Origin of the sequence: Pseudomonas sp. 10(2024) (assembly GCF_045164175.1) — a bacterium.
Classification (GTDB): domain Bacteria; phylum Pseudomonadota; class Gammaproteobacteria; order Pseudomonadales; family Pseudomonadaceae; genus Aquipseudomonas; species Aquipseudomonas alloputida.
Map to the genome: position 1 here is coordinate 1,316,733 of NZ_CP174006.1, position 24,453 is coordinate 1,341,185.

Annotated in this window: 15 protein-coding genes and 3 rRNA genes; 14 read left to right on the top strand and 4 right to left on the bottom strand. The window is 59.0% G+C overall.

Features of this window, described 5'->3' with window-relative positions; translation table 11 throughout:
* Positions 1 to 10 precede the first annotated feature (10 nt).
* Together ACI7M0_RS05950 and ACI7M0_RS05955 are read left to right on the top strand one after the other, a co-directional pair.
* A complete protein-coding gene (locus ACI7M0_RS05950) occupies positions 11 to 880 on the top strand; it encodes an HlyD family secretion protein (RefSeq protein WP_003254857.1) in 870 nt (289 codons plus the stop codon).
* Positions 881 to 1,102: 222 nt separating this feature from the next.
* Positions 1,103 to 1,441, top strand: coding sequence for a DUF2025 family protein (locus ACI7M0_RS05955; RefSeq protein WP_020191710.1), 339 nt, complete (start codon positions 1,103 to 1,105; stop codon positions 1,439 to 1,441).
* 14 nt (positions 1,442 to 1,455) lie between these two features.
* On the opposite strand, the gene ACI7M0_RS05960 is transcribed toward ACI7M0_RS05955, so the two are convergent.
* From ACI7M0_RS05960 to ACI7M0_RS05970, 3 genes are all read right to left on the bottom strand, one after another.
* On the bottom strand, positions 1,456 to 4,041 hold the full coding sequence (locus tag ACI7M0_RS05960; protein WP_129932456.1) for an EAL domain-containing protein: 2,586 nt from the start codon (positions 4,039 to 4,041) through the stop codon (positions 1,456 to 1,458).
* Positions 4,042 to 4,092: 51 nt separating this feature from the next.
* A complete protein-coding gene (locus ACI7M0_RS05965) occupies positions 4,093 to 5,166 on the bottom strand; it encodes a diguanylate cyclase (RefSeq protein ID WP_129932478.1) in 1,074 nt (357 codons plus the stop codon).
* A gap of 278 nt (positions 5,167 to 5,444) precedes the next feature.
* A complete protein-coding gene (locus tag ACI7M0_RS05970; RefSeq protein WP_129932455.1) occupies positions 5,445 to 6,341 on the bottom strand; it encodes a formate/nitrite transporter family protein in 897 nt (298 codons plus the stop codon).
* A gap of 457 nt (positions 6,342 to 6,798) precedes the next feature.
* Here ACI7M0_RS05970 and ACI7M0_RS05975 point away from each other — a divergent pair.
* The 12 genes from ACI7M0_RS05975 to ACI7M0_RS06030 all read left to right on the top strand — a co-directional run bounded on the left by ACI7M0_RS05975 (position 6,799) and on the right by ACI7M0_RS06030 (position 23,502).
* Positions 6,799 to 8,335, top strand: a 16S ribosomal RNA gene (locus ACI7M0_RS05975).
* A 292-nt stretch (positions 8,336 to 8,627) separates the two neighbouring features.
* A 23S ribosomal RNA gene (locus ACI7M0_RS05980) occupies positions 8,628 to 11,520 on the top strand.
* 131 nt (positions 11,521 to 11,651) lie between these two features.
* Positions 11,652 to 11,767: ribosomal RNA gene (gene rrf / locus ACI7M0_RS05985) — 5S ribosomal RNA — on the top strand.
* Together the 16S, 23S and 5S rRNA genes form the textbook arrangement of a ribosomal RNA operon.
* 309 nt (positions 11,768 to 12,076) lie before the next feature.
* Positions 12,077 to 13,720 carry an acetolactate synthase large subunit gene (locus ACI7M0_RS05990; RefSeq protein WP_023389386.1) on the top strand — a complete coding sequence of 548 codons (1,644 nt, stop codon included), beginning with the start codon at positions 12,077 to 12,079 and terminating at the stop codon, positions 13,718 to 13,720.
* Positions 13,721 to 13,863: 143 nt separating this feature from the next.
* On the top strand, positions 13,864 to 15,798 hold the full coding sequence (locus ACI7M0_RS05995) for an FAD-dependent oxidoreductase (protein ID WP_129933799.1): 1,935 nt from the start codon (positions 13,864 to 13,866) through the stop codon (positions 15,796 to 15,798).
* Positions 15,799 to 15,943: 145 nt separating this feature from the next.
* A complete protein-coding gene (locus tag ACI7M0_RS06000; RefSeq protein WP_129933797.1) occupies positions 15,944 to 16,840 on the top strand; it encodes a nitrilase family protein in 897 nt (298 codons plus the stop codon).
* A 10-nt stretch (positions 16,841 to 16,850) separates the two neighbouring features.
* Complete coding sequence (locus ACI7M0_RS06005; protein ID WP_129933795.1) at positions 16,851 to 18,005, top strand: hypothetical protein; 1,155 nt, start codon at positions 16,851 to 16,853, stop codon at positions 18,003 to 18,005.
* Positions 18,002 to 18,991: an asparaginase gene (locus ACI7M0_RS06010; protein ID WP_129933793.1), complete on the top strand. Its 990-nt coding sequence runs from the start codon at positions 18,002 to 18,004 to the stop codon at positions 18,989 to 18,991. The genes ACI7M0_RS06005 and ACI7M0_RS06010 overlap by 4 nt, the downstream gene beginning before the upstream one ends.
* Before the next feature lie 91 nt (positions 18,992 to 19,082).
* Positions 19,083 to 19,634 (top strand): UPF0149 family protein, encoded by a 552-nt coding sequence (locus tag ACI7M0_RS06015; RefSeq protein ID WP_129933792.1) that lies wholly within the window; start codon positions 19,083 to 19,085, stop codon positions 19,632 to 19,634.
* 169 nt (positions 19,635 to 19,803) lie between these two features.
* Positions 19,804 to 20,433, top strand: a complete 630-nt coding sequence (locus ACI7M0_RS06020; protein ID WP_129933791.1) for a glutathione S-transferase family protein — start codon at positions 19,804 to 19,806, stop codon at positions 20,431 to 20,433.
* A gap of 27 nt (positions 20,434 to 20,460) precedes the next feature.
* The gene (locus ACI7M0_RS06025; RefSeq protein WP_129933790.1) at positions 20,461 to 22,497 is read left to right on the top strand and encodes a pyridoxamine 5'-phosphate oxidase family protein; all 2,037 of its coding nucleotides are present in this window, start codon (positions 20,461 to 20,463) and stop codon (positions 22,495 to 22,497) included.
* Between the two features lie 108 nt (positions 22,498 to 22,605).
* Entirely contained in the window at positions 22,606 to 23,502 is an 897-nt protein-coding gene (locus ACI7M0_RS06030) for a LysR family transcriptional regulator (RefSeq protein WP_010952319.1), read from the top strand.
* A 72-nt stretch (positions 23,503 to 23,574) separates the two neighbouring features.
* On the opposite strand, the gene ACI7M0_RS06035 is transcribed toward ACI7M0_RS06030, so the two are convergent.
* Positions 23,575 to 24,444: an aldose 1-epimerase gene (locus tag ACI7M0_RS06035; RefSeq protein ID WP_129933789.1), complete on the bottom strand. Its 870-nt coding sequence runs from the start codon at positions 24,442 to 24,444 to the stop codon at positions 23,575 to 23,577.
* Positions 24,445 to 24,453: the final 9 nt, after the last annotated feature.

Consider the following 24,453-nt stretch of genomic DNA (forward strand, 5'->3'; position numbering starts at 1 on the left):
GAGTGTTTCGATGCGTGCGGCCGTACGTATTCTGGTGACCCTGTGTGTGGTGGCCCTGGCCGTGTTGGCCGGCTACCAGCTGTGGCAGTACTACATGCTCACCCCATGGACGCGCGATGCCCGTGTGCGCGCCGATGTGGTGGTGATCGCACCTGATGTGTCTGGCTGGGTTCGTGAACTCAAGGTCCATGACAACCAGCAGGTCAAGGCTGGCGACCTGTTGATGAGCATTGACCGCGAGCGCTTCCAGGCCGCGTTCGATCAGGCCAGCGCGGTGACCGAGACCCGCGCCCAGCAACTGCGCTTGCGCGAGCGTGAAGCAGCCCGGCGTACTGCTTTGGGGCCAGAGGCGATCAGTGCCGAGTTGCGTGAAAACGCCCAGATCAATGCCGCCATCGCACGTGGCGAGCTGCATGAAGCCGAGGCGCAGTTGCAGGTGGCCAGGATCAACCTGGCGCGCAGTGAAGTGCGGGCCCCGCGCAGCGGGCATATCACCAATCTGCGTCTGGCCGAGGGCAATTATGTGAACACCGGGGAGTCGGTGATGGCGCTGGTGGATGATTCGACGTTCTACATCCAGGCCTATTTCGAGGAAACCAAGTTGCCGCGCATTCGCGTTGGGGACACTGTGAAGGTGTGGCTGATGGGCACGGGTGAACCGATGCAGGGGCACGTGGAGAGCATCAGCCGCGGCATCACCGACCGCAACAGCAACCCGGACAGCCAGTTGCTGCCGGAGGTAGAGCCGACCTTCAACTGGGTGCGACTGGCCCAGCGCATACCGGTGAGGATTCGCCTGGATCAGGTGCCGGAAGGGCTGACCTTGAGTGCGGGGATGACGGCGAGTGTGCAAGTGCACGAGGACCGCGACCCGCAGTGATGGTGCTGCCTCAAAGACAGAAATGTAACGTTCGAAGCGGTACAGCCGGGTCGTGTGGTGAAGGCAGTCCAACTCCAGTACGCCGACGACGTCGGGCAAACACGAAAAAACTTGGCGATCGGCCCGCCAGTTGCGTTAGGCTGCCGTTGTGAGTTGCCCGACAGAGGCAACCCTTTTCCCGCCTGGCGTGCGTATCTTCCGATTTCATTGCGAGGTTACGTCATGGCCATCACTTCCCAGGATATCTGCAACGCCGCCGATCAGCTAAAGGGCTTTGTCGGCTTTCACGGCAAGCGCGGTGTTCATATCGTGCGTTTCTCCGAGGACGCGTTCGGCATGGACGTGGCCGACGCCAGTATCACCCCCTGCAGCGAGTTTGTCTGGCGGCCCGAGCAAGGGCAGCGCATGGCGTTGTGCCGCGAACGGCTGTCGCTTTTGCTGGATCAGCATGTGGATGACCGCTTGAACATTGGTGAACCGCTGCGCGCCTACCTTCGCCGCTGTGATCTGCCTGAAATCGTGGCGCAGCGCAGCCTGCAGCAGCGCACCCAGTCTGTTTAGGAGCAAGGCCGGGTCTACAAAGGCTGTGCAGTGTTTTGGGAGGGTTGGTGCAACAACGCCGTCAACCCGGCGCTGTCCAGGGGCTTGCTCAGGTAATAGCCTTGCACTTCATGGCAGCGGTCCTTTTCCAGCGACTTGAGTTGATGTTCGCTTTCCACGCCTTCGGCTGTCACTGTCAGCCCCATCGCTTCGCCCAGGTTGATGATGGCCTGGACCACAGCGCGGTCGCTGCCGCCGTTGTTGTTCAGGCCGCTGATGAAGCGCTTGTCGATCTTGATGCTGTCGAACGGGTAGGTACGCAGGTAGCCCAACGACGAATAGCCGGTGCCGAAATCATCCATGTTCAGGCGCACCCCTAGCTCCTTGAGCGACAGCATGGTGCCTAATGCGCCTTCGATATCGTTGAGCATCACGTTCTCGGTAATTTCCAGTTCCAGGCGTTGGGCGGGGAAGGCCGTGTCGAGCAAAGTTTCGCGCACGTCCGCTACCACATCGCTGCGCAAGAACTGGGCAGGCGACAGGTTGACCGAAACCAGCACGTCGGCCGGCCAGTCATGGGCAGTGCGGCAAGCTTCGCGAAGCACCCAGCGGCCCAGCGCAACAATGATGTCGCTCTGCTCGGCCAACGGGATGAAGGTGTCCGGCCCCAGCAACCCTTCCTGAGGATGCCGCCAGCGCACCAAGGCCTCGACCGCGACGATACGCAGGTCGTCGAGGCGGTAGCGCGGCTGGTAATGCAACTCGAACTCCTCATTGCGCAGGGCCCGGCGCAGGTCGTTCTCCAACTGGCGGCGGTACTGGATCTGCTGGTTCATTTCGGCAACGAAGTAGCGCCATGTGTTCTTTCCATCGGCCTTGGCCTGGTACAGGGCGATGTCGGCGCAGCGGATCAGCTCACATGCATCGAAGCCCTGGTTGCGCGTCTGGGCAACACCAATGCTGGCACCAATGTGCAGCGGCTGGTTTTCGAAGACGATGGGTTGCTGCAGCAGGCCGATCAGGCGCGCACAGAAGCGGTCGATCTCGCTGCTGTTGTCCATGCCGCTGAGTACCAGGATGAACTCGTCGCCGCCCAGGCGCGCGACCAGGTCGCCATCGCGGGTGGTGTCGCGCAGGCGCGTTGCCACTTCTTGCAGCACGGCATCTCCGGCAGCATGACCGAGCGAGTCGTTGATCGGCTTGAAGTTGTCCAGGTCCAGCAGCAACAAGGTCAGCGGCGGCGAGTCACTGCCGCGCAACAAGGCCTGCTCCAGGTGCCGGGCGAGCTTGTTGCGGTTGGCCAGCCCGGTCAGTGGGTCGTGCAGCGAAAGGTGCTGGATGCGCGCATGGGCGTCGACTTCGTCGGTGATATCGCTGGCGGTACCCCGAAAACCGATGGCCTTGCCATCGCGCCAGATAGCGCGGGCGGATATCCGGCAGTAGCGGTTCTGGCCATTCTGGTCGCGGTAAGTGCAGCGCAGGTTGGCCAATTGCTGTGGCTCGGCCGTAGTCAGGGCGTCCAGCCAGGGTGACAGCGGCGTGGTATCGCAGGCCAGCAACTGGTTGAGCGGGTGGCCCAGCCAGCCGTCTACCGGGTAGCCGGTGACGTTGGCGAAGCGTTGCGACAGGTAGGTCAGGCGTTGTTGCCGGTCGGTTTCCCAGATCCAGTCGGATGCCGACTCGGCCACCGCCCGGAAGCGCTGCTCGCTGGCCTCCAGGGCCTGGTTGCTTTGTTGCAGATGCACGAGCGTGAGGCCGATTGCCCGGGAGCTGCGCAAGGCATGGCGGAACAGGTACAGCATCACCAGCCCAAGTATCAGTAGCGCGCACAACAGTGCGGGCAACACTGCCCACAGCATCTGCTGCCCCGGCAGCGGGCTGTTCCAGGTCAGATGGTAGCCGGTGTCGCCCAGGTCGATGCGCAGGTGGTTGTGATCCTGCATATCCTCCTTTTCCACGTGCATGCCGGTCAGGCCGGCGCCTTTGCCCAACTGCGCCAGTTTGCTTTCGGTGAGCTGGTCAATGAACAGCATGACCGGCGCCTGGCTCACCTCGCTGTCGGTAACCTCCCGGTCCGGGCGCACGGCTGCTGCACTGAGTGCGGCCGGCCAGCCATTGAACAGCACGAAACGGGTGACCTGCTCGCGTGAAATCGCCGCCGCGCGGGCCTGTTCGATGATCGGCTGCAGCGGTGTGTCTATATAGCTGTCAGCGCCTGCCTGGCTGGGCTGGCCTTTGAACAAGGCATAGGTGGTGCGGTCGTTTTCCACTACGAACACCCCTTCGTAGCCGCTGGCGCTGTACAGCGACTCGCCTACGTTCTTTTCCTCGTAGGCCCATTGCCAGTCGGCTTGGCCCGACAGGTGCTCGAAGGCTGCATCCCATACGGCATAGCTGGACAGAAACTGGCGCGAGGCGAGCAGCCGTTGTTCCAGCGCCTGGGTCGCATGGAAGGCGCTACGCTCGCGCTCCTGTTGGTCGAGCGTGCGGGCGATATTGAACAGAGCGCCGAGAATGACCAGGCAAGCCAGGCCGAACACTGCGCTGAAACCGGCAATGAGGTGGCGTACCTGAAAGCGCGGTGTAGGGCTAGCGGGTGAAAGCTTGGCGGTCCTGGCCATGCGCGAGCGACTCCTTCAGGCAACCTCCCGCCAGTCAGTCAGGAAGGAGGTTCAATCAGGATAGGCCAGCCTGAGCGTGGCAGCTTCACCGCGGGCAAAATTGACCTGATCGCGGCCAGCGTGCTTGGCGATGTACAGCGCCTTGTCTGCCTGTTCGAGCCAGTGCTCGGGGGACTCGAGGCTGGCCTGGAAGGGCGACAGGCCGATACTCAGGCTGATGCGCAGGTGCGGTAACTGTGGGTTGCGGTAGCTGGAAACCCGCTCGCGCAGACGCTCCATGGCTTGGCAGGCCTGGGCTTCGCTGGTTTCGGGCATGATCACGCAGAATTCGTCGCCGCCGTAACGCCCGGCCTGGTCGCCCTCGCGCAAACTGCGCCGCAGCTCAGCACTGAGCTGGCGCAGTACACAGTCGCCGACCACATGGCCAAAGGTGTCGTTGATGGTCTTGAAGTGATCGATGTCGATCAGGGCAATCACCGCGTGCCCCTGTTGTTGCTTGCACGCCTGGAACTTGAGCTGCAGCAGGTCCTTCCAGGCACCGTGGTTGAACAGCCCGGTCAGGCTGTCGGTCAGGCTCAGGGCGCTCAGCCGGCGCTTGTGGTCGCCCAGCTTGATCGCAAGCTGGTAGCACACCCAGCCCAAAGCCAGCGGGTACAGCGCCAGCATGGGCAGGCACGCATAGACCTGCAGGGGCGTGGCGGTCAATTGCAAGCCAGGGCCGAGCAGCAGGATGGCGGCGAGCATGCCAGCCAGTTGCGCCAGCACCCCGCGAAAGACCATGCGCTTGCCGCCGGCGGCGACGTTGTTCATCGTCATCATCGCCAGCACGGTCACGCTGGGCAGCGGGTTGAAGTGCATGGCGGCGGTCCAGAACCCGCCCATCAGGGAGTCCAGCAGGAGGTTGCGCTGTTCCGACTGGTAAGGCGTTGTCGAGCGGGCAGCCCACAGGTAGGCCACGTGCGGCCACAGTAGACCATTGAACAGTAACAGCAGCCATGCCCAGGAGGGGGGCGACAGCGGCGCAATGGCCGCCATGACAGTGAACAGACCGATTCCCAGGCCAATGACCCGCGGCAGGTAGATGCGCTTGACGAATGAAAGTCCTTTGCCGTTGCGGTTATCCATAGTGCTCACAGTTTTCTGTCGGTGTACCGTTCATCGCATAACACGCATGAATATTGTTGAACAGTGTGTCACCGGCGAGAAATGACCTTGCAAGCCAATTCACGGTTGATTCGATCACGGTGGGGCAGTTGATAACCAGGCTCAGGTACGACTGAGCACTCGCAGGCGGGGGCGAGGCAACCTGGACTCACCGCATGACGGGCAAACGGATGGGTAGCCCCTGGCCTGTGAGTGAGCAGGACCAGGGGCATGAACTCACCGTAGCGGCACGCTGAGTATCATTTGTGCTCATGTCTGCTGCGCGCGGACCGGGGCTGGTCGTCGTTCAGAAGCCGCGAGGGTGGTTTGCCACTGTCACTGCGCACTTGTGCATGGCTGATCAAGGCGAAGATGAAACTGCCACCGATGATGTTGCCCGCCAGCGTCGGCAGTGCAAATTCCAGCCAGAAGCGGCTCCAGGTTTCGTCGCCAGCCCACACCAGGTAGGACACTTCGACTGACCCCACTACTATATGAGTGAAATCGCCAAGGGCCATCAGGTAGGTGATCATCAGAATGATCCAGATCTTGGCGTGCTCCATTGAAGGGATCATCCAGACCATGGTGGCAATCATCCAGCCTGAGACTATGCCCTTGGCGAACATCTGGCTGATGTCGTTCTTCATTACCTTGCGACCGACCTCCAGGAATGCCACATCGGTCTTGCTGTCGAATATCGGCAGTTCCAGCATCACCCAGGCCACCAGCAGGGTACCTGCCAGGTTGCCAAGCAACACCACGCCCCAGAGGCGTAGCAGGCGTCCGAAGTTGGCCAGCGTAGGGGCGGTCATGACGGGCAGCACCGCGGTGAGCGTATTCTCGGTGAACAGTTGCTGGCGGGCCAGGATCACGGCAAGAAAGCCCGCACTGTAGCCGATGCTGGCAACCACCTGGGCACCATCGCCTTCTGGCAGGCGGGCGTAGAATAGCCCCATGGCCATCAACGACAGCCCCATGGACAGGCCGGCGGCAAGTGCCGACCACCACAACGCGGCAAGTGTACGTTCCAGCTCCTGGTCGCCCTGGTAGCGAATGATTTCGTGCAGCACTGCCGCCCGTGGCGGTTGGCTGTGGCTGACCTCCTGCTCTTCATCTGCAGAGAGGCCGGGGGTTTTCTCGCTTTGCCCATTGCTCATGGCCGCTACGCTCCGTGGTGTGTTTCTTTACAGATCCACGGCGCTTTCATTAGTTGCCGGTTAGCGGCAAAACGGTGTTGGAAAAGTTTTTCAGAACAAGGTGTTGACTCTGATTTCAAAGCGCGTATTATTCGCCTCCTCGCAGCGATGAACGCTTCGGGGCAAGCGGTAAGTTGTTGAAGTTGTTAGCTTTCGAAAGAAAGCGGTAGTAAAAAACTTCAAAATAAACGCTTGACAGGCTCTGAGGAAAGCGTAGAATGCGCGCCTCGGTTGAGACGAAAAGCTCTTAACCAAACGCTCTTTAACAAATCGAATCAAGCAATTCGTGTGGGTGCTTGTGAGTACGGACTGATAGTCAAAAAGATTATCAGCATCACAAGTGGCCATGCGAGAAATCACATAGTCATTTGAGATTGCTGAGCCAAGTTTAGGGTTTCTTAAAAACCCAAGCAGTATTGAACTGAAGAGTTTGATCATGGCTCAGATTGAACGCTGGCGGCAGGCCTAACACATGCAAGTCGAGCGGATGACGGGAGCTTGCTCCTTGATTCAGCGGCGGACGGGTGAGTAATGCCTAGGAATCTGCCTGGTAGTGGGGGACAACGTTTCGAAAGGAACGCTAATACCGCATACGTCCTACGGGAGAAAGCAGGGGACCTTCGGGCCTTGCGCTATCAGATGAGCCTAGGTCGGATTAGCTAGTTGGTGGGGTAATGGCTCACCAAGGCGACGATCCGTAACTGGTCTGAGAGGATGATCAGTCACACTGGAACTGAGACACGGTCCAGACTCCTACGGGAGGCAGCAGTGGGGAATATTGGACAATGGGCGAAAGCCTGATCCAGCCATGCCGCGTGTGTGAAGAAGGTCTTCGGATTGTAAAGCACTTTAAGTTGGGAGGAAGGGCAGTAAGCTAATACCTTGCTGTTTTGACGTTACCGACAGAATAAGCACCGGCTAACTCTGTGCCAGCAGCCGCGGTAATACAGAGGGTGCAAGCGTTAATCGGAATTACTGGGCGTAAAGCGCGCGTAGGTGGTTTGTTAAGTTGGATGTGAAAGCCCCGGGCTCAACCTGGGAACTGCATCCAAAACTGGCAAGCTAGAGTACGGTAGAGGGTGGTGGAATTTCCTGTGTAGCGGTGAAATGCGTAGATATAGGAAGGAACACCAGTGGCGAAGGCGACCACCTGGACTGATACTGACACTGAGGTGCGAAAGCGTGGGGAGCAAACAGGATTAGATACCCTGGTAGTCCACGCCGTAAACGATGTCAACTAGCCGTTGGAATCCTTGAGATTTTAGTGGCGCAGCTAACGCATTAAGTTGACCGCCTGGGGAGTACGGCCGCAAGGTTAAAACTCAAATGAATTGACGGGGGCCCGCACAAGCGGTGGAGCATGTGGTTTAATTCGAAGCAACGCGAAGAACCTTACCAGGCCTTGACATGCAGAGAACTTTCCAGAGATGGATTGGTGCCTTCGGGAACTCTGACACAGGTGCTGCATGGCTGTCGTCAGCTCGTGTCGTGAGATGTTGGGTTAAGTCCCGTAACGAGCGCAACCCTTGTCCTTAGTTACCAGCACGTTATGGTGGGCACTCTAAGGAGACTGCCGGTGACAAACCGGAGGAAGGTGGGGATGACGTCAAGTCATCATGGCCCTTACGGCCTGGGCTACACACGTGCTACAATGGTCGGTACAGAGGGTTGCCAAGCCGCGAGGTGGAGCTAATCTCACAAAACCGATCGTAGTCCGGATCGCAGTCTGCAACTCGACTGCGTGAAGTCGGAATCGCTAGTAATCGCGAATCAGAATGTCGCGGTGAATACGTTCCCGGGCCTTGTACACACCGCCCGTCACACCATGGGAGTGGGTTGCACCAGAAGTAGCTAGTCTAACCTTCGGGGGGACGGTTACCACGGTGTGATTCATGACTGGGGTGAAGTCGTAACAAGGTAGCCGTAGGGGAACCTGCGGCTGGATCACCTCCTTAATCGACGACATCAGCCTGCTGATGAGCTCCCACACGAATTGCTTGATTCATTGTCGAAGACGTTTTTCCTGGTCAGAACCTGGAAATGAGCATTCGCTTCGAATGTTGATTTCTGGCTTTTGTCAGATCGTTCTTTAAAAATTCGGATATGTGATAGATATAGACTGAACACCAGTTTCACTGCTGGTGGATCAGGCTAAGGTAAAATTTGTGAGTTCTGCTCGAAAGAGCAACGTACGAATTTTCGGCGAATGTCGTCTTCACAGTATAACCAGATTGCTTGGGGTTATATGGTCAAGTGAAGAAGCGCATACGGTGGATGCCTTGGCAGTCAGAGGCGATGAAAGACGTGGTAGCCTGCGATAAGCTTTGGGGAGTCGGCAAACAGACTGTGATCCAGAGATCTCTGAATGGGGGAACCCAGCCAGCACAAGCTGGTTATCTTGTACTGAATACATAGGTGCAAGAGGCGAACCAGGGGAACTGAAACATCTAAGTACCCTGAGGAAAAGAAATCAACCGAGATTCCCTTAGTAGTGGCGAGCGAACGGGGACCAGCCCTTAAGTTGATTTGAGATTAGTGGAACGCTCTGGAAAGTGCGGCCATAGTGGGTGATAGCCCCGTACACGAAAATCTCTTATCAATGAAATCGAGTAGGACGGAGCACGAGAAACTTTGTCTGAATATGGGGGGACCATCCTCCAAGGCTAAATACTACTGACTGACCGATAGTGAACCAGTACCGTGAGGGAAAGGCGAAAAGAACCCCGGAGAGGGGAGTGAAATAGAACCTGAAACCGTATGCGTACAAGCAGTGGGAGCCTACTTTGTTAGGTGACTGCGTACCTTTTGTATAATGGGTCAGCGACTTATATTCAGTGGCGAGCTTAACCGAATAGGGGAGGCGTAGCGAAAGCGAGTCTTAATAGGGCGTTTAGTCGCTGGGTATAGACCCGAAACCGGGCGATCTATCCATGGGCAGGTTGAAGGTTAGGTAACACTGACTGGAGGACCGAACCGACTACCGTTGAAAAGTTAGCGGATGACCTGTGGATCGGAGTGAAAGGCTAATCAAGCTCGGAGATAGCTGGTTCTCCTCGAAAGCTATTTAGGTAGCGCCTCATGTATCACTGTAGGGGGTAGAGCACTGTTTCGGCTAGGGGGTCATCCCGACTTACCAAACCGATGCAAACTCCGAATACCTACAAGTGCCGAGCATGGGAGACACACGGCGGGTGCTAACGTCCGTCGTGAAAAGGGAAACAACCCAGACCGTCAGCTAAGGTCCCAAAGTCATGGTTAAGTGGGAAACGATGTGGGAAGGCTTAGACAGCTAGGAGGTTGGCTTAGAAGCAGCCACCCTTTAAAGAAAGCGTAATAGCTCACTAGTCGAGTCGGCCTGCGCGGAAGATGTAACGGGGCTCAAACCATGCACCGAAGCTACGGGTATCATCTTATGATGATGCGGTAGAGGAGCGTTCTGTAAGCCTGTGAAGGTGAGTTGAGAAGCTTGCTGGAGGTATCAGAAGTGCGAATGCTGACATGAGTAACGACAATGCGAGTGAAAAACTCGCACGCCGAAAGACCAAGGTTTCCTGCGCAACGTTAATCGACGCAGGGTTAGTCGGTCCCTAAGGCGAGGCTGAAAAGCGTAGTCGATGGAAAACAGGTTAATATTCCTGTACTTCCAGTTATTGCGATGGAGGGACGGAGAAGGTTAGGCCAGCCTGGCGTTGGTTGTCCAGGTTTAAGGTGGTAGGCTGAAATCTTAGGCAAATCCGGGATTTCAAGGCCGAGAGCTGATGACGAGTTGCCTTCAGGCGACGAAGTGGTTGATACCATGCTTCCAAGAAAAGCTCCTAAGCTTCAGATAACTGGGAACCGTACCCCAAACCGACACAGGTGGTTAGGTAGAGAATACCAAGGCGCTTGAGAGAACTCGGGTGAAGGAACTAGGCAAAATGGCACCGTAACTTCGGGAGAAGGTGCGCCGGCGAGGGTGAAGGACTTGCTCCGTAAGCCCATGCCGGTCGAAGATACCAGGCCGCTGCGACTGTTTATTAAAAACACAGCACTCTGCAAACACGAAAGTGGACGTATAGGGTGTGACGCCTGCCCGGTGCCGGAAGGTTAATTGATGGGGTTAGCGCAAGCGAAGCTCTTGATCGAAGCCCCGGTAAACGGCGGCCGTAACTATAACGGTCCTAAGGTAGCGAAATTCCTTGTCGGGTAAGTTCCGACCTGCACGAATGGCGTAACGATGGCGGCGCTGTCTCCACCCGAGACTCAGTGAAATTGAAATCGCTGTGAAGATGCAGTGTATCCGCGGCTAGACGGAAAGACCCCGTGAACCTTTACTATAGCTTTGCACTGGACTTTGAATTTGCTTGTGTAGGATAGGTGGGAGGCTTTGAAGTGGGGACGCCAGTTCTCATGGAGCCATCCTTGAAATACCACCCTGGCAACTTTGAGGTTCTAACTCAGGTCCGTTATCCGGATCGAGGACAGTGTATGGTGGGTAGTTTGACTGGGGCGGTCTCCTCCCAAAGAGTAACGGAGGAGTACGAAGGTGCGCTCAGACCGGTCGGAAATCGGTCGTAGAGTATAAAGGCAAAAGCGCGCTTGACTGCGAGACAAACACGTCGAGCAGGTACGAAAGTAGGTCTTAGTGATCCGGTGGTTCTGTATGGAAGGGCCATCGCTCAACGGATAAAAGGTACTCCGGGGATAACAGGCTGATACCGCCCAAGAGTTCATATCGACGGCGGTGTTTGGCACCTCGATGTCGGCTCATCACATCCTGGGGCTGAAGCCGGTCCCAAGGGTATGGCTGTTCGCCATTTAAAGTGGTACGCGAGCTGGGTTTAGAACGTCGTGAGACAGTTCGGTCCCTATCTGCCGTGGACGTTTGAGATTTGAGAGGGGCTGCTCCTAGTACGAGAGGACCGGAGTGGACGAACCTCTGGTGTTCCGGTTGTCACGCCAGTGGCATTGCCGGGTAGCTATGTTCGGAAGAGATAACCGCTGAAAGCATCTAAGCGGGAAACTTGCCTCAAGATGAGATCTCACTGGGATCTTGAATCCCCTAAAGGGCCGTCGAAGACTACGACGTTGATAGGTTGGGTGTGTAAGCGCTGTGAGGCGTTGAGCTAACCAATACTAATTGCCCGTGAGGCTTGACCATATAACACCCAAGCAATTTGCTGACGCAGATTGCGGTGGTGAAGACGAAAGACCCGAAAATTCGTAAGACCACAAATATCGCATATCCGAATTCGCTGGGCTGTCCATCTGGACATTCTGGCAACAGAATTTCTTGACGACCATAGAGCATTGGAACCACCTGATCCCATCCCGAACTCAGTAGTGAAACGATGCATCGCCGATGGTAGTGTGGGGTTTCCCCATGTGAGAGTAGGTCATCGTCAAGATTCATTTCGCAAAACCCCTATCTGCGCATGCAGGTAGGGGTTTTTGTCTTTGTGGGCAAAAAACTGGACCTGCTCGAGAGCGGAGATGGCACCGGCTTCGCCGGTGTTCGCGGGTAAACCCGCTCCTACAGAGGATGGTGCGAAGCCAGGTTAGAATGGCCTCAACGCGGCATTAACGTGACTTTCCCGCATCCCCCCTACGTCAAGACTTTGGTTCGGGGCACTTTTGCTCCTGGACCTGGCGATGCCAGCGTACCGTGCTGCGCATTTCTGGACTTCCCCGTCCCATCACTTGAGGTAGCAAGCAAGATGGCCAAGGCCGCCGATGTCGTTGTGCAATGCCTGGAAAACGAAGGTGTCGAGTATGTATTCGGCATTCCCGGTGAGGAAAACCTCGACCTGCTCGAATCCCTGCGCAAGTCGAAGATCAAGCTGGTACTGACCCGTCACGAGCAGTCTGCAGGTTTCATGGCTGCCACCTACGGTCGTCTGACCGGCAAGACCGGCGTCAGCCTGTCGACCCTCGGCCCTGGTGCCACCAACCTGGTGACCGCCAGCGCCTACGCCTATCTGGGCGGCATGCCGATGATGATGATCACCGGGCAGAAGCCGATCAAGAAGTCCAAGCAGGGTCGCTTCCAGATCATTGACGTGTGCGGCATGATGGACCCCATCACCAAGTACACCCACCAGTTCGCCTCGGCCGACAACATCCCGGCCCGCATGCGCGAAGCCTTCCGCCTGGCCGAAGAAGAAAAGCCGGGTGCGGTGCACCTGGAGCTGCCGGAGGACATCGCCGCCGAGCAGACCGACGCGCTGCCGATCCCGCGCAGCCTGCACCGCCGCCCGCTGGCCGAGCATGTGGCCATCGAAGCTGCCGTCGAAAAACTGCAGAACGCGCGTAACCCGATCCTGGTGATCGGTGCCGGTGCCAACCGCAAGATGACCGCCAAGGTCCTCAAGCAACTGATCGACAAGACCGGCATCCCGTTCATCACCACCCAGATGGGTAAAGGCGTGGTCGACGAGCGCCACCCGCGCTTCCTCGGCAACGCGGCGCTGTCGTCGGGCGACTTCGTTCACCGCGCTGTCGAAGCCGCCGACCTGATCATCAACATCGGCCACGATGTGATCGAGAAGCCACCGTTCTTCATGGTCCGTGGCGGCACCGAAGTCATCCACATCAACTTCCGCGCTGCCGAAGTCGATGCCGTGTACTTCCCGCAAGTAGAAGTGATTGGCGACATCGCCAACGCCGTGTGGCAGATCAGTGAAGCACTGAACGACACGTCGCACTGGGACTTCACCCGCCTGATGGCCATCCGTGAAGCCAACGAAGCACAGATCGCCGAAGGCGCCGACGACGACCGCTTCCCGGTCTACCCACAGCGCATGGTGGCTGACATCCGTCGTGTACTGCCGTCCGAAGGCATCGTCGCCCTGGACAACGGCATCTACAAGATCTGGTTCGCCCGCAACTACAAAGCGCACAAGCCAAACACCGTGCTGCTGGACAACGCCCTGGCGACCATGGGCGCCGGCCTGCCATCGGCAATGGCTGCGCACCTGGTGCACCCGGACCGCCCGGTAATCTCGGTGTGTGGCGACGGCGGCTTCATGATGAACAGCCAGGAACTGGAAACTGCAGTACGTCTGGGCATGCACATCACCGTGGTGATCCTGCGTGACGACGGCTACGGCATGATCCGCTGGAAGCAGGCCAACATGGGCTTCACCGATTTCGGCCTGGACTACGGCAACCCGGACTTCGTCAAATATGCCGAAGCCTACGGCGCCAACGGCCACCGCGTGGAAAGTGCCGAAGGCCTGCTGCCGCTGCTGGAGCACTGCATCAAGACCCCAGGTGTGCACGTGATCGACTGCCCGGTCGATTACAGCGAGAACGACCGCATCCTCAACAGCGAGCTGCGTGAGCGCGCCCTGGCGGTGTAAGCCCTGACGCCCTGATCGCTGCAAGGCGGCACCTACAGGTATCTCACGATCCTGTAGGTGCCGTCGGGTGGTGCATAGCAACCACTTTACGCCTCTCGCAATTGATCATTCTCAGGTTCTCTACTCATGGAGAACACGAGAACATGACTATTGGTTCAACACACAACCATCCTGCCGATCTGGCCATCGACCCATTACTGCCCACGCAGCCGTGGGCCGCGCGTTTCCCTAATCCCCCGGATCTCTGCTTCGACTACCGCCGGCTTCTCGAACAAGAGGGCGGCGTCGCACGTGCCACACAACCCGATCACCGCATTTGCATCGTCGGTGCCGGAGTTACCGGGCTGACTGCTGCCCGCGAGTTATTGCGCTGTGGTTTCAACCGTATCACCTTGATTGAGCAGTCCCGGCGTGTAGGCGGGCGACACCTGACGGTCGTGAACAGCTCAGCAAGCCACAAGCAACCTGCAACCCCTTTTGAAATGGGGGCGATGCGCATGCCGTTCTTCAATAGGACTGGAGAGTCGCCTAAAGAGGGGCGCTCGCTTATGGCCCATTACGCAAAGCTGTTCGAGCTGCGGATTTCTGACTTCCCTAACCCAGGTACACCTTGGGTGAATGCCACGGGGATTTATCTTCGTGAAGGTCAATTAGAAGGGGAAGGTGACCCGGGTCTTTTGATCTGGCGTAATCCGTCAGGCGAAACCCCACCTCCTTCGGCAATCTTGCAACAGGTCTACGAGAAATGGCGCAATTTTGCTCAGCAATTTGCTGAACATGTTGCCGCGGTTTATGGCACGTCAAGCTGGGAGTCGCTATGGCGGGAAATCGTCGAACGCTATCATCGACTGTCGTTCAGGGATCTGGTGCATTTGCCCGCCCTTGCTGCCTGGGATCCTGAAAACCCTGGTGACTTTGGCGGTTTGGGCATGAGCAGTGACGAGTCAGCCATTTTCTATGCAATCGGTATTGGCGATGGCAGCTGGGGAGCATTTTATGATGTTTGCTGCCTGTACCCGCTACGTACGGCAATCTTTGGCTTCAGCAGTCATTTGCAGTTGGTGCATGGCCGTGTGGATTCAAGAGGGGTGCCTTACACTGCGCCGCATCTTGAAGCAAACAATGTCCCTGATAGCAGGGGATTGCCGTTTCAAGGGCCAGCCTATCTCGGACTTGCGGCCCTCGACGAAAGCCTTTTGCACCTGGACGTCGGCATGGGTGGGATTTCGCTATATGAACATCTTCTGAAAACAAATGATGGGCTACTGACAGATACGTCCGTGTGTGCGGTGCAGAAGCTGGAAGATGGCCGTGTTCGGGTCGGATATCGTTGGCGATGCAGTGATCCGTTACACGAGAGCACCGAGTATGAAGACTTCGACAGCGTGATCATGACCACTCCGTCATGGCTGATCGAAACCAACATCAACCTCAGCGGCTTCACCCGCCAGATGTTGCCGCAGCCGATTATCGATGCCTGGAAGCATGCCCATTGGGAGACCAGTTGCAAGGTCTATGCACCGTTGAAGAAAAGTTTCCTCGACCACAAGCCGATGCCGCAAATTCTGATTACCGATAGCTTTGTGCACGATGTCTATGCCTATCGGTACAACGATAGCTATCCAGATGACTGCATTCTCCTCAGTTATACCTGGGAAGATGACGCGACCAAACTGGCAGCCTTTTCTGATGCGGAGTTGGCGAGCAAATGCCTGAAGGAGCTTGATCGGATCCTTCTACGCTGCACCAATGTGGGGGAGGCTATTTCGCCTTACGTCGATACTCGAAATATTTGCATACAGCGTTGGATCACAGACCGAAATGCGCTCGGGTGTGCGAAGTTGTATAGGGCAGGTACCTACTTTGATGCTGTAAACCTGATGAAATACAACCGAGACCTGAGTGCGCGCTCAGGGCTGTATCTGGCTGGCGAGTCCTTCTCAGTTGACGCTGGATGGACCGAGCCGTGTTTGCGCACGGCAATCGATACGGTCATCAACCTCTGCAACAACACGTCAGCCCAGTTCAATGGCGGCTTTACCCTCGAGTACTACCCCCACTATCAGGTTGGGAAATAACGGCGTACGGGCCATTTTGTAGGGGGAGTCCTACTGCCATTATGTGACTTTCCTTTGGCCCTATAGGACTCTCCTGACTGTCGCTCCCTGACCCAACATCGCTTTACTGGCGTCCTTCCAAAACAACCACAAAAAGGAAGCCGCCATGTCTGAATCCTGTTCCCCCGTCAGCCCCGTACGTATAGCTGTCATCCAGTACGACCCTCAGGTCGGTCTTGACCACTGTGAGAGCAACGTGAGCAGAGGCCTGGCATTGGCCCGGCGCGCAGCACGCGAAGGTGCGAACCTGATCGTACTGCCTGAACTGGCCAACACGGGCTACACCTTCAACTCCCGTGCCGAAGCCTATTCCCATGCGCAGGTGCTGCAGGACGGCCCTTGCCTGAAAACCTGGGCGGACTTCGCCAGGCAATACCAGGTATACCTGGCTGCGGGGTTTGCCGAACGCGACGGGCTGAAGCTCTACGACAGTGCTGTCCTGTTTGGCCCCGAAGGCCTGCTTGGGCATTACCGCAAAGCGCATCTGTGGAACCAGGAAAAGCTTTGGTTCACCCCCGGTGACCTGGGGTTCCCGGTATTCGAGACGCCTATCGGCCGTATCGGCCTGCTGATCTGCTGGGACATCTGGTTCCCGGAAGTACCACGGGTGATGGCCGCACAAGGTGCCGACATCATCTGCAGCCTCAACAACTGGGTATGGACCCCGCCACCTTTGTTCGATGATGCAGGGCGCTGTATGGCCTCGTACCTGACCATGACGGCAGCGCATGTCAACAACGTTTATATCGCCGCCGCGAACCGTGTCGGCAGCGAGCGGGGCGGGCGCTTTCTGGGCTGCTCGCTGATCGCCGGTACCAATGGCTGGCCGATCGGCGAGGTGGGCAGTGCAGAAGCCGAGGAGATCATCTATGCCGATGTCGATTTGAGCAGTGCGCGCTCGGCACCGATCTGGAACAGCCTCAACGACCTGCCAAGAGACCGGCGCACCGACCTCTACGATGCCACCCTTGGCTATCGCTTGCATGCACCTATGCCACGTTGAGGAGTTGCGAATGAACACGCTCTTCTTCTCACGACAGCAGTATTGGCTTGCGTTGATTTTCGGCTGCCTGCTGGTGTTTCTCGCTGCAAGCCTTGGCCATGGGCAATGGCTGGATTATGCACAGAGGGTGGCGACGCTCGATGAGCCGCTCAGCCGCTTGCGCTGGATTGTTGGTGATATCAGTGAAGTGGCTTTCTACAAGCACGAACTGCCCGCGATGGGCTTGCTGCTGGGCGCGTGCCTGGCGCACTGGGCGCAGCTGCAAGGGTACCGCTGGCAGGGCTTTGCCATCTGCTATGGCAGCGGATTATGGCCATGGGTGTTTACCAGCTCGCTTTTGGGCTTGCTGCTTAGCCATGTGTTGTGGGGATGGACCTTGGCCAGTGGCACCTGGCAACCAACGTTCGTTGCCTTCGTGTCATTGCCGGCAGCCATGGTCTTGCTTTTTGGTGCGGGCTGGCGGGTGACGATCACAGGGGCGCTACTGGGGGCACTACTGGTAACACCGGCCAGCCTGCTGATGGTCAATTACCTGTGTTATCCCCTGCAGTTACCAGTGGTAGTGGGCAATGTGAGTGGCATGGCAGTGGCAAGCGTGGTGGCCTTCATCCTGTGCAAGCGCTTTCCTTCATGGGTACGCCAATGCGGTGAACCCACCGTCGTGGCGCCGGTTGTCAATCAGCCTGACTACGGTGTGGTCTGGACTTTGCGACGCGTTCTGGCCGACTTCAGCGAAGCCCCATTCTTTGGTAATGAGCTGGCCAGCCTCGGGCTATTGCTGGGTGTGTTGCTGGCATACCTGTTGAGCCCGGCTGCACTGTCCTACGGTTCTATGCTGGTGATGCAGATAGTGGCCGGGCAGGCCCTGGCATCCCTGGTCGGAGTTGTACTCTGGCGTGGACAGTGGAAAGCCTGTGGGTGGTACCCTACCTACATTCCGATTGTGTCGATCGTCCCGGCCGCGGTGTTGACACATGGCGGCAGCTGGCAAGTAGTGGTGGCCAGTGCAGTGCTGGGTGCCCTGGTGGCTCCGCCGCTGGCAGTGGCGATCACTCAGCGGTTGCCGGCCTATGTGCATGGCTACATCGGCAATGTGGTGTCGATGGCCATCTGCACGCTTGGCATCGTGCCGGTAGTCGGGTTGCTTGTGGGGGGAGAAGCATGAGTGAACATTCGAGCCTGCCCAGGCTGTCGATCGCTACTCTGGGCGGCACGGTCAGTATGCAGGCCTGTGCTGTCGGGGATGGTGTAACGCCAAGCCTGGATTGTGAGCGGCAACTGCTTCAGGTTCCACAATTTCGCGAGATGGCGCAGTTGAACGTTGCTTCATTGTGCCTGCTCCCCAGTGCATCGCTGGGCTTCGCGACGTTGCTGGAGGTGCTGGCATGGGCCCGGGGCGAGGTGGAGCGCGGGGCTCAGGCCTTGGTATTGAGCCAAGGGACCGACAGCCTTGAAGAAACGGCCTATTTCCTGGATCTGCTCTGGCCATTCGATGTGCCATTGGTGATGACCGGTGCCATGCGCTCGGCGAGTCAGCCGGGCAATGATGGGCCGGCCAACTTGTTGGCTGCGGCTCAGGTTGCATTGGCACAAGACAGCCGTGGGCGAGGTGTGCTTGTGGTCATGAATGATCAGGTCCACTGCGCGGCAAGGGTTCGCAAGACGGCCAGCCTGGCGATGGCGGCATTCGAGTCGCCCGGATGTGGCCCGTTGGGCGACGTTGTGGAGGGTGTTGTGTTGTATCGCCATCCGCCCGGGCGACGGAAAGTGTTGCCGTTACCGTATCGCACCGACCAGCGCGTTGCCCTGCTGGAAGCCTGCCTGGACGCAGACACGGCGCTGCTGCGGGCTGTGGCCACCTTGGGTTATGAGGGGTTGGTCATCGCCGGTTTCGGTGCTGGGCATGTTTCCGCCAGTTGGTCCGAAGTGCTGGAACACCTGGCGCCCACCTTGCCGGTCATGGTTGCTACGCGCACAGGTAGGGGGCCTACAGCCCGGGCAACCTACGGGTTTGCTGGTGCAGAGATCGACCTGCAGAAAAAAGGCGCCTACATGGCTGGGCAACTCTGCCCGCGCAAATGCCGCATCTTGCTGTGGCTGCTGATAGGCACCGACCGGCAACATGAGCTGCAGGCCTGGTTGCAGCCCTGAACCATCTGCCCGCGCGGGTGTTCGCGCGGGCAGCCCTTCCGGCGTTGCTGTGCTAGGGTGCACACACTTTTGCTTCCCAGGATTCTTACCCATGCTCCCCGTACTCAGCGAAAAAGAACTCGACCGCCTCGAAGACCTGCTGATCACCTATGGCAATGACTACTCGGTGCTGGACCTGGCCGAGCTCAATGGCTTTTTCGTCGCACTCGCCAGTTCGCCGATCACTGTCCTGCCGGAACAATGGCTGCCGGCGGTAGCGGGTGGCAAGGTACCGAAGTTCAAGAAGCCCGCCCATGAGGAGGCCTACACGGCATTGATGCTGCGTTATGCCAGCCAGGTGGCAGAAGAACTGAGCAATGAGGTCGACCAGTTCGAACCGCTGTTCGAGGAACGCGAAGGCGAGCAGGGCACTGTGATCGTGATGGAGGAGTGGTGTTTCGGCTACATGCGCGGTACCCAGGTGGCCGGTTGGGGCGAGTTGCCACCGGCGCAGGCCTCGCTGCTCAAGGCCATTTCGCTACATGGGCTGGAAGATAACTTCGAGCTGCTGGACCAGATGAGCGATGAGGATATCCAGGCCTGTGTGCCGCAGGTGGTCGAGGCTGCGCGTGGGCTGTACCGACATTTCAAAAAGCTGCACTGATCGGATCGTTGGCTAGCGCTCACCTGCAGGCGCCGGCGCAAGTGTTTGGAAACCATTATTCCGCCCTGCGAAATTATGGTTTCCCCTGCGCACTGATTCTGCTGCCAGCCGATCCAGTGCAGCATGTGCTCCATCAGCCCCATCCCGGCGCTGACCAGGAGCCAAGCCCATGTCGCACCCGATCAAGCTCTACAACTTCCCAAAGTCTGGCCATGCTCACCGCATCGAGTTGATGCTCTCGCTACTGAACCTGCCCACCGAGCTGGTGTTTGTCGACCTGGCCAAAGGCGCGCACAAGCAGCCGGACTTCCTCGCCCTCAACCCGTTCGGCCAGGTTCCAGTCATCGATGACAACGGCACTGTGATTGCCGACTCCAACGCCATCCTCGTCTACCTGGCCAAAAAGTATGACAACGGTGCCTGGCTGCCCGAAGAACCTGCCGCCGCCGCCCGGGTGCAACGCTGGCTATCAGTCGCTGCCGGCCCGCTGGCCTTTGGCCCGGCCGCCGCCCGCCTGGTCACGGTGTTCGGGGCTTCGTTCAATACCGACGAAGTGATTTCCCGCGCCCACACCTTGCTCAAGGTGATCGATGCCGAGTTGGCCAACACGCCATTCCTGACGGGTAGCACACCCACCATAGCGGACATTGCCAACTACTCGTACATCGCTCACGCCCCCGAAGGCAATGTGTCGCTGGAGCCCTATGCCAATGTGCGCAACTGGCTGGCGCGGATCGAGGCGCTGCCGCGTTTCGTCCCCATGCCGCGCACCGTGATCGGGCTGCAAACCCACGCCTGAAACCCCGCCATCGCGAGGAACGCCGCCATGCAACAATCTCCTGATCACCGCCCCTCGCCCTGGCATGCGGGTGAAAAGACCCTGCAGGAAAAGGTCGGTGTAGCAGAACGCATGGAGGCGTTCGGGCAAAAGGTCATTCGTGACCACATGCCCGACCAGCATCGAACGTTCTATCACCAGTTACCGTTCATGGTCGCCGCCAGTGTTGATGCCCAGGGTCGGCCTTGGGCCACGCTGCTGGAAGGGCCGGAAGGGTTCGTAAGCTCGCCCGACCCTCGTATGCTGACGATCCACACCACGTTGCCAGCAGATGACCCCGCCACCCCCGGGTTGGCAGCCGGGCAGGCGGTCGGCCTGCTGGGGATCGAACTGCACACCCGTCGGCGCAATCGCATCAACGGGCAGATCCGCCACGCTGCCCAAGGGCAACTGCAAGTGGCCGTAGAGCAGGCGTTTGGCAACTGCCCGCAGTACATCCAGTTGCGTGACTACACCCGCGTCACCGAACCCGCCCTCGGGCGCATCGATGCGACAACACTGGATACCTCAACCGTCAGCATGATCCAGGCGGCCGATACCTTCTTCGTCGCCAGCTATGTCGAGCATGCTGACGGCCAGCGCTCGGTGGATGTCTCCCACCGTGGTGGCCGGCCAGGGTTCATCAAGGTCGAAGGCAATCGGCTCACCATTCCCGACTATGCAGGCAATCTGCATTTCAACACCTTGGGCAACCTGGTGGTCAACCCGCGGGCCGGCTTGCTGTTCATCGACTTCAAAAATGGCAATGTGTTGCAACTGTACGGGCGTGCCGAGGTGCTGCTGGACAGCCCGGCCATCCAGGCCTTTGAAGGCGCTGAGCGGTTATGGACACTGCAGGTCGAGCAGGTGGTGTGGCGTCCGGCAGCCGTTGCCCTGCGCTGGGCTTTCAAGGAGTACGCGCCGACCAGTCTGATGACCGGTACCTGGGCCGAGGCCGATGCGCGCCTGGAGCAGCGGCAACAACAGCGCCAATGGCTGGCCTGGCAGGTGCTGCGGGTGGAGCAGGAAAGCCGCGACATCCGCTCGTTCTATCTCGAACCACCGGCAGGCTGCCGTGTGGCCTTTGCCCCTGGCCAGCATCTGCCTGTGCAAGTGCCGCGTGATGGCGAGTCGGCGCTGATCCGCACCTACAGCCTTTCAAGTGCCCCCGACGATGGATTCTTGCGCATCAGCGTCAAAGCCCAGGGCCCGGCTTCGCGGTATTTGCATGAGCGCGTTGTGGCCGGCAATGTGCTGAATGTGCGGCCGCCGATGGGCAGCTTCACGCTTGACCAGCAAAGCACGCGCCCGTTGGTGCTGATCGGCGCGGGCGTGGGCATCACGCCGTTGCTGGCCATGCTGCGCCAGCAGTTGAGGACAGGGCAGGCCCGGCGCATTCATCTGTTCCATGGCGCCCGCAGCCTGGCCGACTTGCCGTTCCAGCAGGAACTGGCGGCCTTGCAGCAACAGGCTGGCGATCTACTGCAGGTACACCGCGCCCTGAGCCAGCCTGAAGGGCACGCGCAGGTCGGTCGTGATTACGAGTTTGCCGGCCGGTTGGGTATCGAACAGGTCAAGGCAACGCTGGCGTTGGACGACTACGATTTCTACCTGTGTGGCCCGGGCAGCTTCACCCAGCAGCTTTACGAAGGGCTGCGTAGGGTGCATGTGCCGGATGCGCGGATTCACGCCGAAGCGTTTGGCCCGTCGACGCTGCGGCGGCACACCGACGCAGACCAGCCAATCCTGCAACAGCCACCTGCCGCTGACGAACCGGTGCCGGTGTATTTTGCCGCGTCGGCCAAGGAGGCTCGCTGGGTACCCGGTAGCGGCACCTTACTGGAACTGGCCGAGGCGCGTGGGCTGGCACCGGAGTTCAGTTGCCGGGGTGGTTCGTGTGGTACCTGCAAGACCCGGCTGGTGAGCGGCCAGGTGCATTATCCGAATCCGCCGGCAGAGTTGCCGGAGGCAGGGTCGGTGCTGATCTGTTGCGCTGTGCCGGCGAAGGTGGAGGAGGGGGGGCAGGCGTTGGTGCTGGATGTCTGATTCAAGCCAGTCGCAGGTGCGGGCTTGCCCGCCAAGAGGCCGGCACAGCTAACACCAGGCATCCAGATGAAAGATAATCCCCACGCCTCTTAACCTTCAGGAGCCCGCATGGACCAGATCCACCTGATGAAGGTGTTCGTCGCCGTCGGCGAGCTGGAAAGCTTCGCCGCTGCTGCTCGCCGTCTGGACATTTCCCCGGCCGCCGTCACCCGCGCCGTCAGCGCCCTGGAAGAGCAGCTCGGGGTCAAGCTGTTGCTGCGCACAACACGCAGCGTGCGCCTGACCGAGGCCGGCGGCCGCTATCTGGAAGACACCCGGCACATCCTCGCCAGTATCCACGAGGCCAATGAAGCCGCTGCCGGTATCAACGCGACTCCCAGGGGCGATTTGGCGGTGACCGCCCCGATTTTGTTCGGCAAGAAGTTCGTCATGCCGTGCATCGTCCGTTACCTGCAGCAGTACCCGGAAGTCGATGTTTCCGCGTTCTTTCTCGACCGAGTGGTGAACATGGTCGAGGAGGGCATGGACGTGGCCGTGCGCATCGGGCCGTTGCCCGACTCCGGGTTGAAGGCGCTGCGGGTGGGCAGGGTGCGGCGCATGTTGTGTGCCTCGCCCGACTACCTGGCGCGCCATGGTGTGCCGAAGCATCCGTCGGACCTGGCCGGGCATGCGATAATCGGCACCACCAACCTGTCGCCGCGTGCGGGTTGGCGCTTCGGAGTGACCGACGAGCCGACCTTGGTGCGCATGAAGCCGCGGCTGACGGTCACCAGCAATGACGGGGCAATCGCAGCTGCCAGCGGCGGGCTGGGGATTGCCCGGCTGCTGTCGTACCAGGTGGCAGACGAACTGGCCAGCGGGCAGTTGCAGGTGCTGCTGGCCGAGTACGAAGAGGCGCCCTGGCCCATTCATGTGCTGCACCGCGAAAGCAAGTACGGCTCGGCCAAGGTCAGGGCCTTTATCGACATGCTGGCGCAAGGATTGCGCGATCAGCAGCTGGATTAAGGTCTTACAGCGGGTCGAAAAGGATGTCAGACAATGTTCGATATCGTGGCGGCCCTTTCTCAGGCAACCCGCTCACAACGCCCGATACTGCATCCTGAACCCCAGGTTCATTGCCTCCCCCCGGTGCAGCAACCGCAACCCTGGTCGCCCTGGCAGGTGGTGCGCATTGATGGGGTGGCTAACCGGCTCAAAGCAGAAAAAACCTTGCCCTTGCGGGCAAAACAGCAAGAAGTGCTCAGCCCCGCTGGCACTGCACGCCAGTCGATAACCCGCGCTGGGCTGTTCGATCACACACTCCCCTGGCCAGCCAGTGAAGGCGTGATCAACCACTGTCTCGGGTAAACGCCCCATGGCATTGAAGCGCCATTGTTCGGGCACTTCGGCGTGGTACGAGGGCAACCGACCATCCTCTGCCAGCCATACTTTGCGTGCGGCTGCGTACAACTTGGTATCGGGATACCGCGGAAAGTAGGGGTGCAGCCCCAGCCCGCACCAGGTAGCTGGCTCATCCAGGTGCATCAGATGCAGGTCCAGATTGAGGCAACCTTCATGCAGTTGCACATCCAGCGTGGCCTGGTAGGCGAACGGCACGGCACTGTCCAGCGTCAACCGAGCATGCTGTTCACTGTGCTGTTCTACCTGCCAGGCCTGCTGCCAGGCGCTGCCATGAATCGGGTAAGGGTCATGCCCGGTATTCGGTAGCAGTGCCTGCCACCCTTCGGGGCGCGCAAACCCACCCTCGGCAATACGGTTGGACCACGGCGCCAGCGGGTAGCAGGCCAGGCGTCGTGGCGTACCACTGGCCAGCGCGGCCGCGTCGGTATGGCGCAGCAGCGCCTGCCCGGTCGCCTTTACCTGCCAGTTGACCAGGCTGGCACCGATTTCCGGGGCCAGGCTCAGGCGTGTCAGGCGGTCTTGCAGGTGCAGTTCGGTCACAGCCATGCAAGGCTC

Bases quoted from the DNA above. Each gene is read 5' to 3' on its own strand.
- ACI7M0_RS05950 (WP_003254857.1), top strand. From the start codon at position 11: ATGCGTGCGGCCGTACGTATTCTGGTGACCCTGTGTGTGGTGGCCCTG.
- ACI7M0_RS05955 (WP_020191710.1), top strand. From the start codon at position 1,103: ATGGCCATCACTTCCCAGGATATCTGCAACGCCGCCGATCAGCTAAAG.
- ACI7M0_RS05960 (WP_129932456.1), bottom strand. From the start codon at position 4,041: ATGGCCAGGACCGCCAAGCTTTCACCCGCTAGCCCTACACCGCGCTTT.
- ACI7M0_RS05965 (WP_129932478.1), bottom strand. From the start codon at position 5,166: ATGGATAACCGCAACGGCAAAGGACTTTCATTCGTCAAGCGCATCTAC.
- ACI7M0_RS05970 (WP_129932455.1), bottom strand. From the start codon at position 6,341: ATGAGCAATGGGCAAAGCGAGAAAACCCCCGGCCTCTCTGCAGATGAA.
- ACI7M0_RS05990 (WP_023389386.1), top strand. From the start codon at position 12,077: ATGGCCAAGGCCGCCGATGTCGTTGTGCAATGCCTGGAAAACGAAGGT.
- ACI7M0_RS05995 (WP_129933799.1), top strand. From the start codon at position 13,864: ATGACTATTGGTTCAACACACAACCATCCTGCCGATCTGGCCATCGAC.
- ACI7M0_RS06000 (WP_129933797.1), top strand. From the start codon at position 15,944: ATGTCTGAATCCTGTTCCCCCGTCAGCCCCGTACGTATAGCTGTCATC.
- ACI7M0_RS06005 (WP_129933795.1), top strand. From the start codon at position 16,851: ATGAACACGCTCTTCTTCTCACGACAGCAGTATTGGCTTGCGTTGATT.
- ACI7M0_RS06010 (WP_129933793.1), top strand. From the start codon at position 18,002: ATGAGTGAACATTCGAGCCTGCCCAGGCTGTCGATCGCTACTCTGGGC.
- ACI7M0_RS06015 (WP_129933792.1), top strand. From the start codon at position 19,083: ATGCTCCCCGTACTCAGCGAAAAAGAACTCGACCGCCTCGAAGACCTG.
- ACI7M0_RS06020 (WP_129933791.1), top strand. From the start codon at position 19,804: ATGTCGCACCCGATCAAGCTCTACAACTTCCCAAAGTCTGGCCATGCT.
- ACI7M0_RS06025 (WP_129933790.1), top strand. From the start codon at position 20,461: ATGCAACAATCTCCTGATCACCGCCCCTCGCCCTGGCATGCGGGTGAA.
- ACI7M0_RS06030 (WP_010952319.1), top strand. From the start codon at position 22,606: ATGGACCAGATCCACCTGATGAAGGTGTTCGTCGCCGTCGGCGAGCTG.
- ACI7M0_RS06035 (WP_129933789.1), bottom strand. From the start codon at position 24,444: ATGGCTGTGACCGAACTGCACCTGCAAGACCGCCTGACACGCCTGAGC.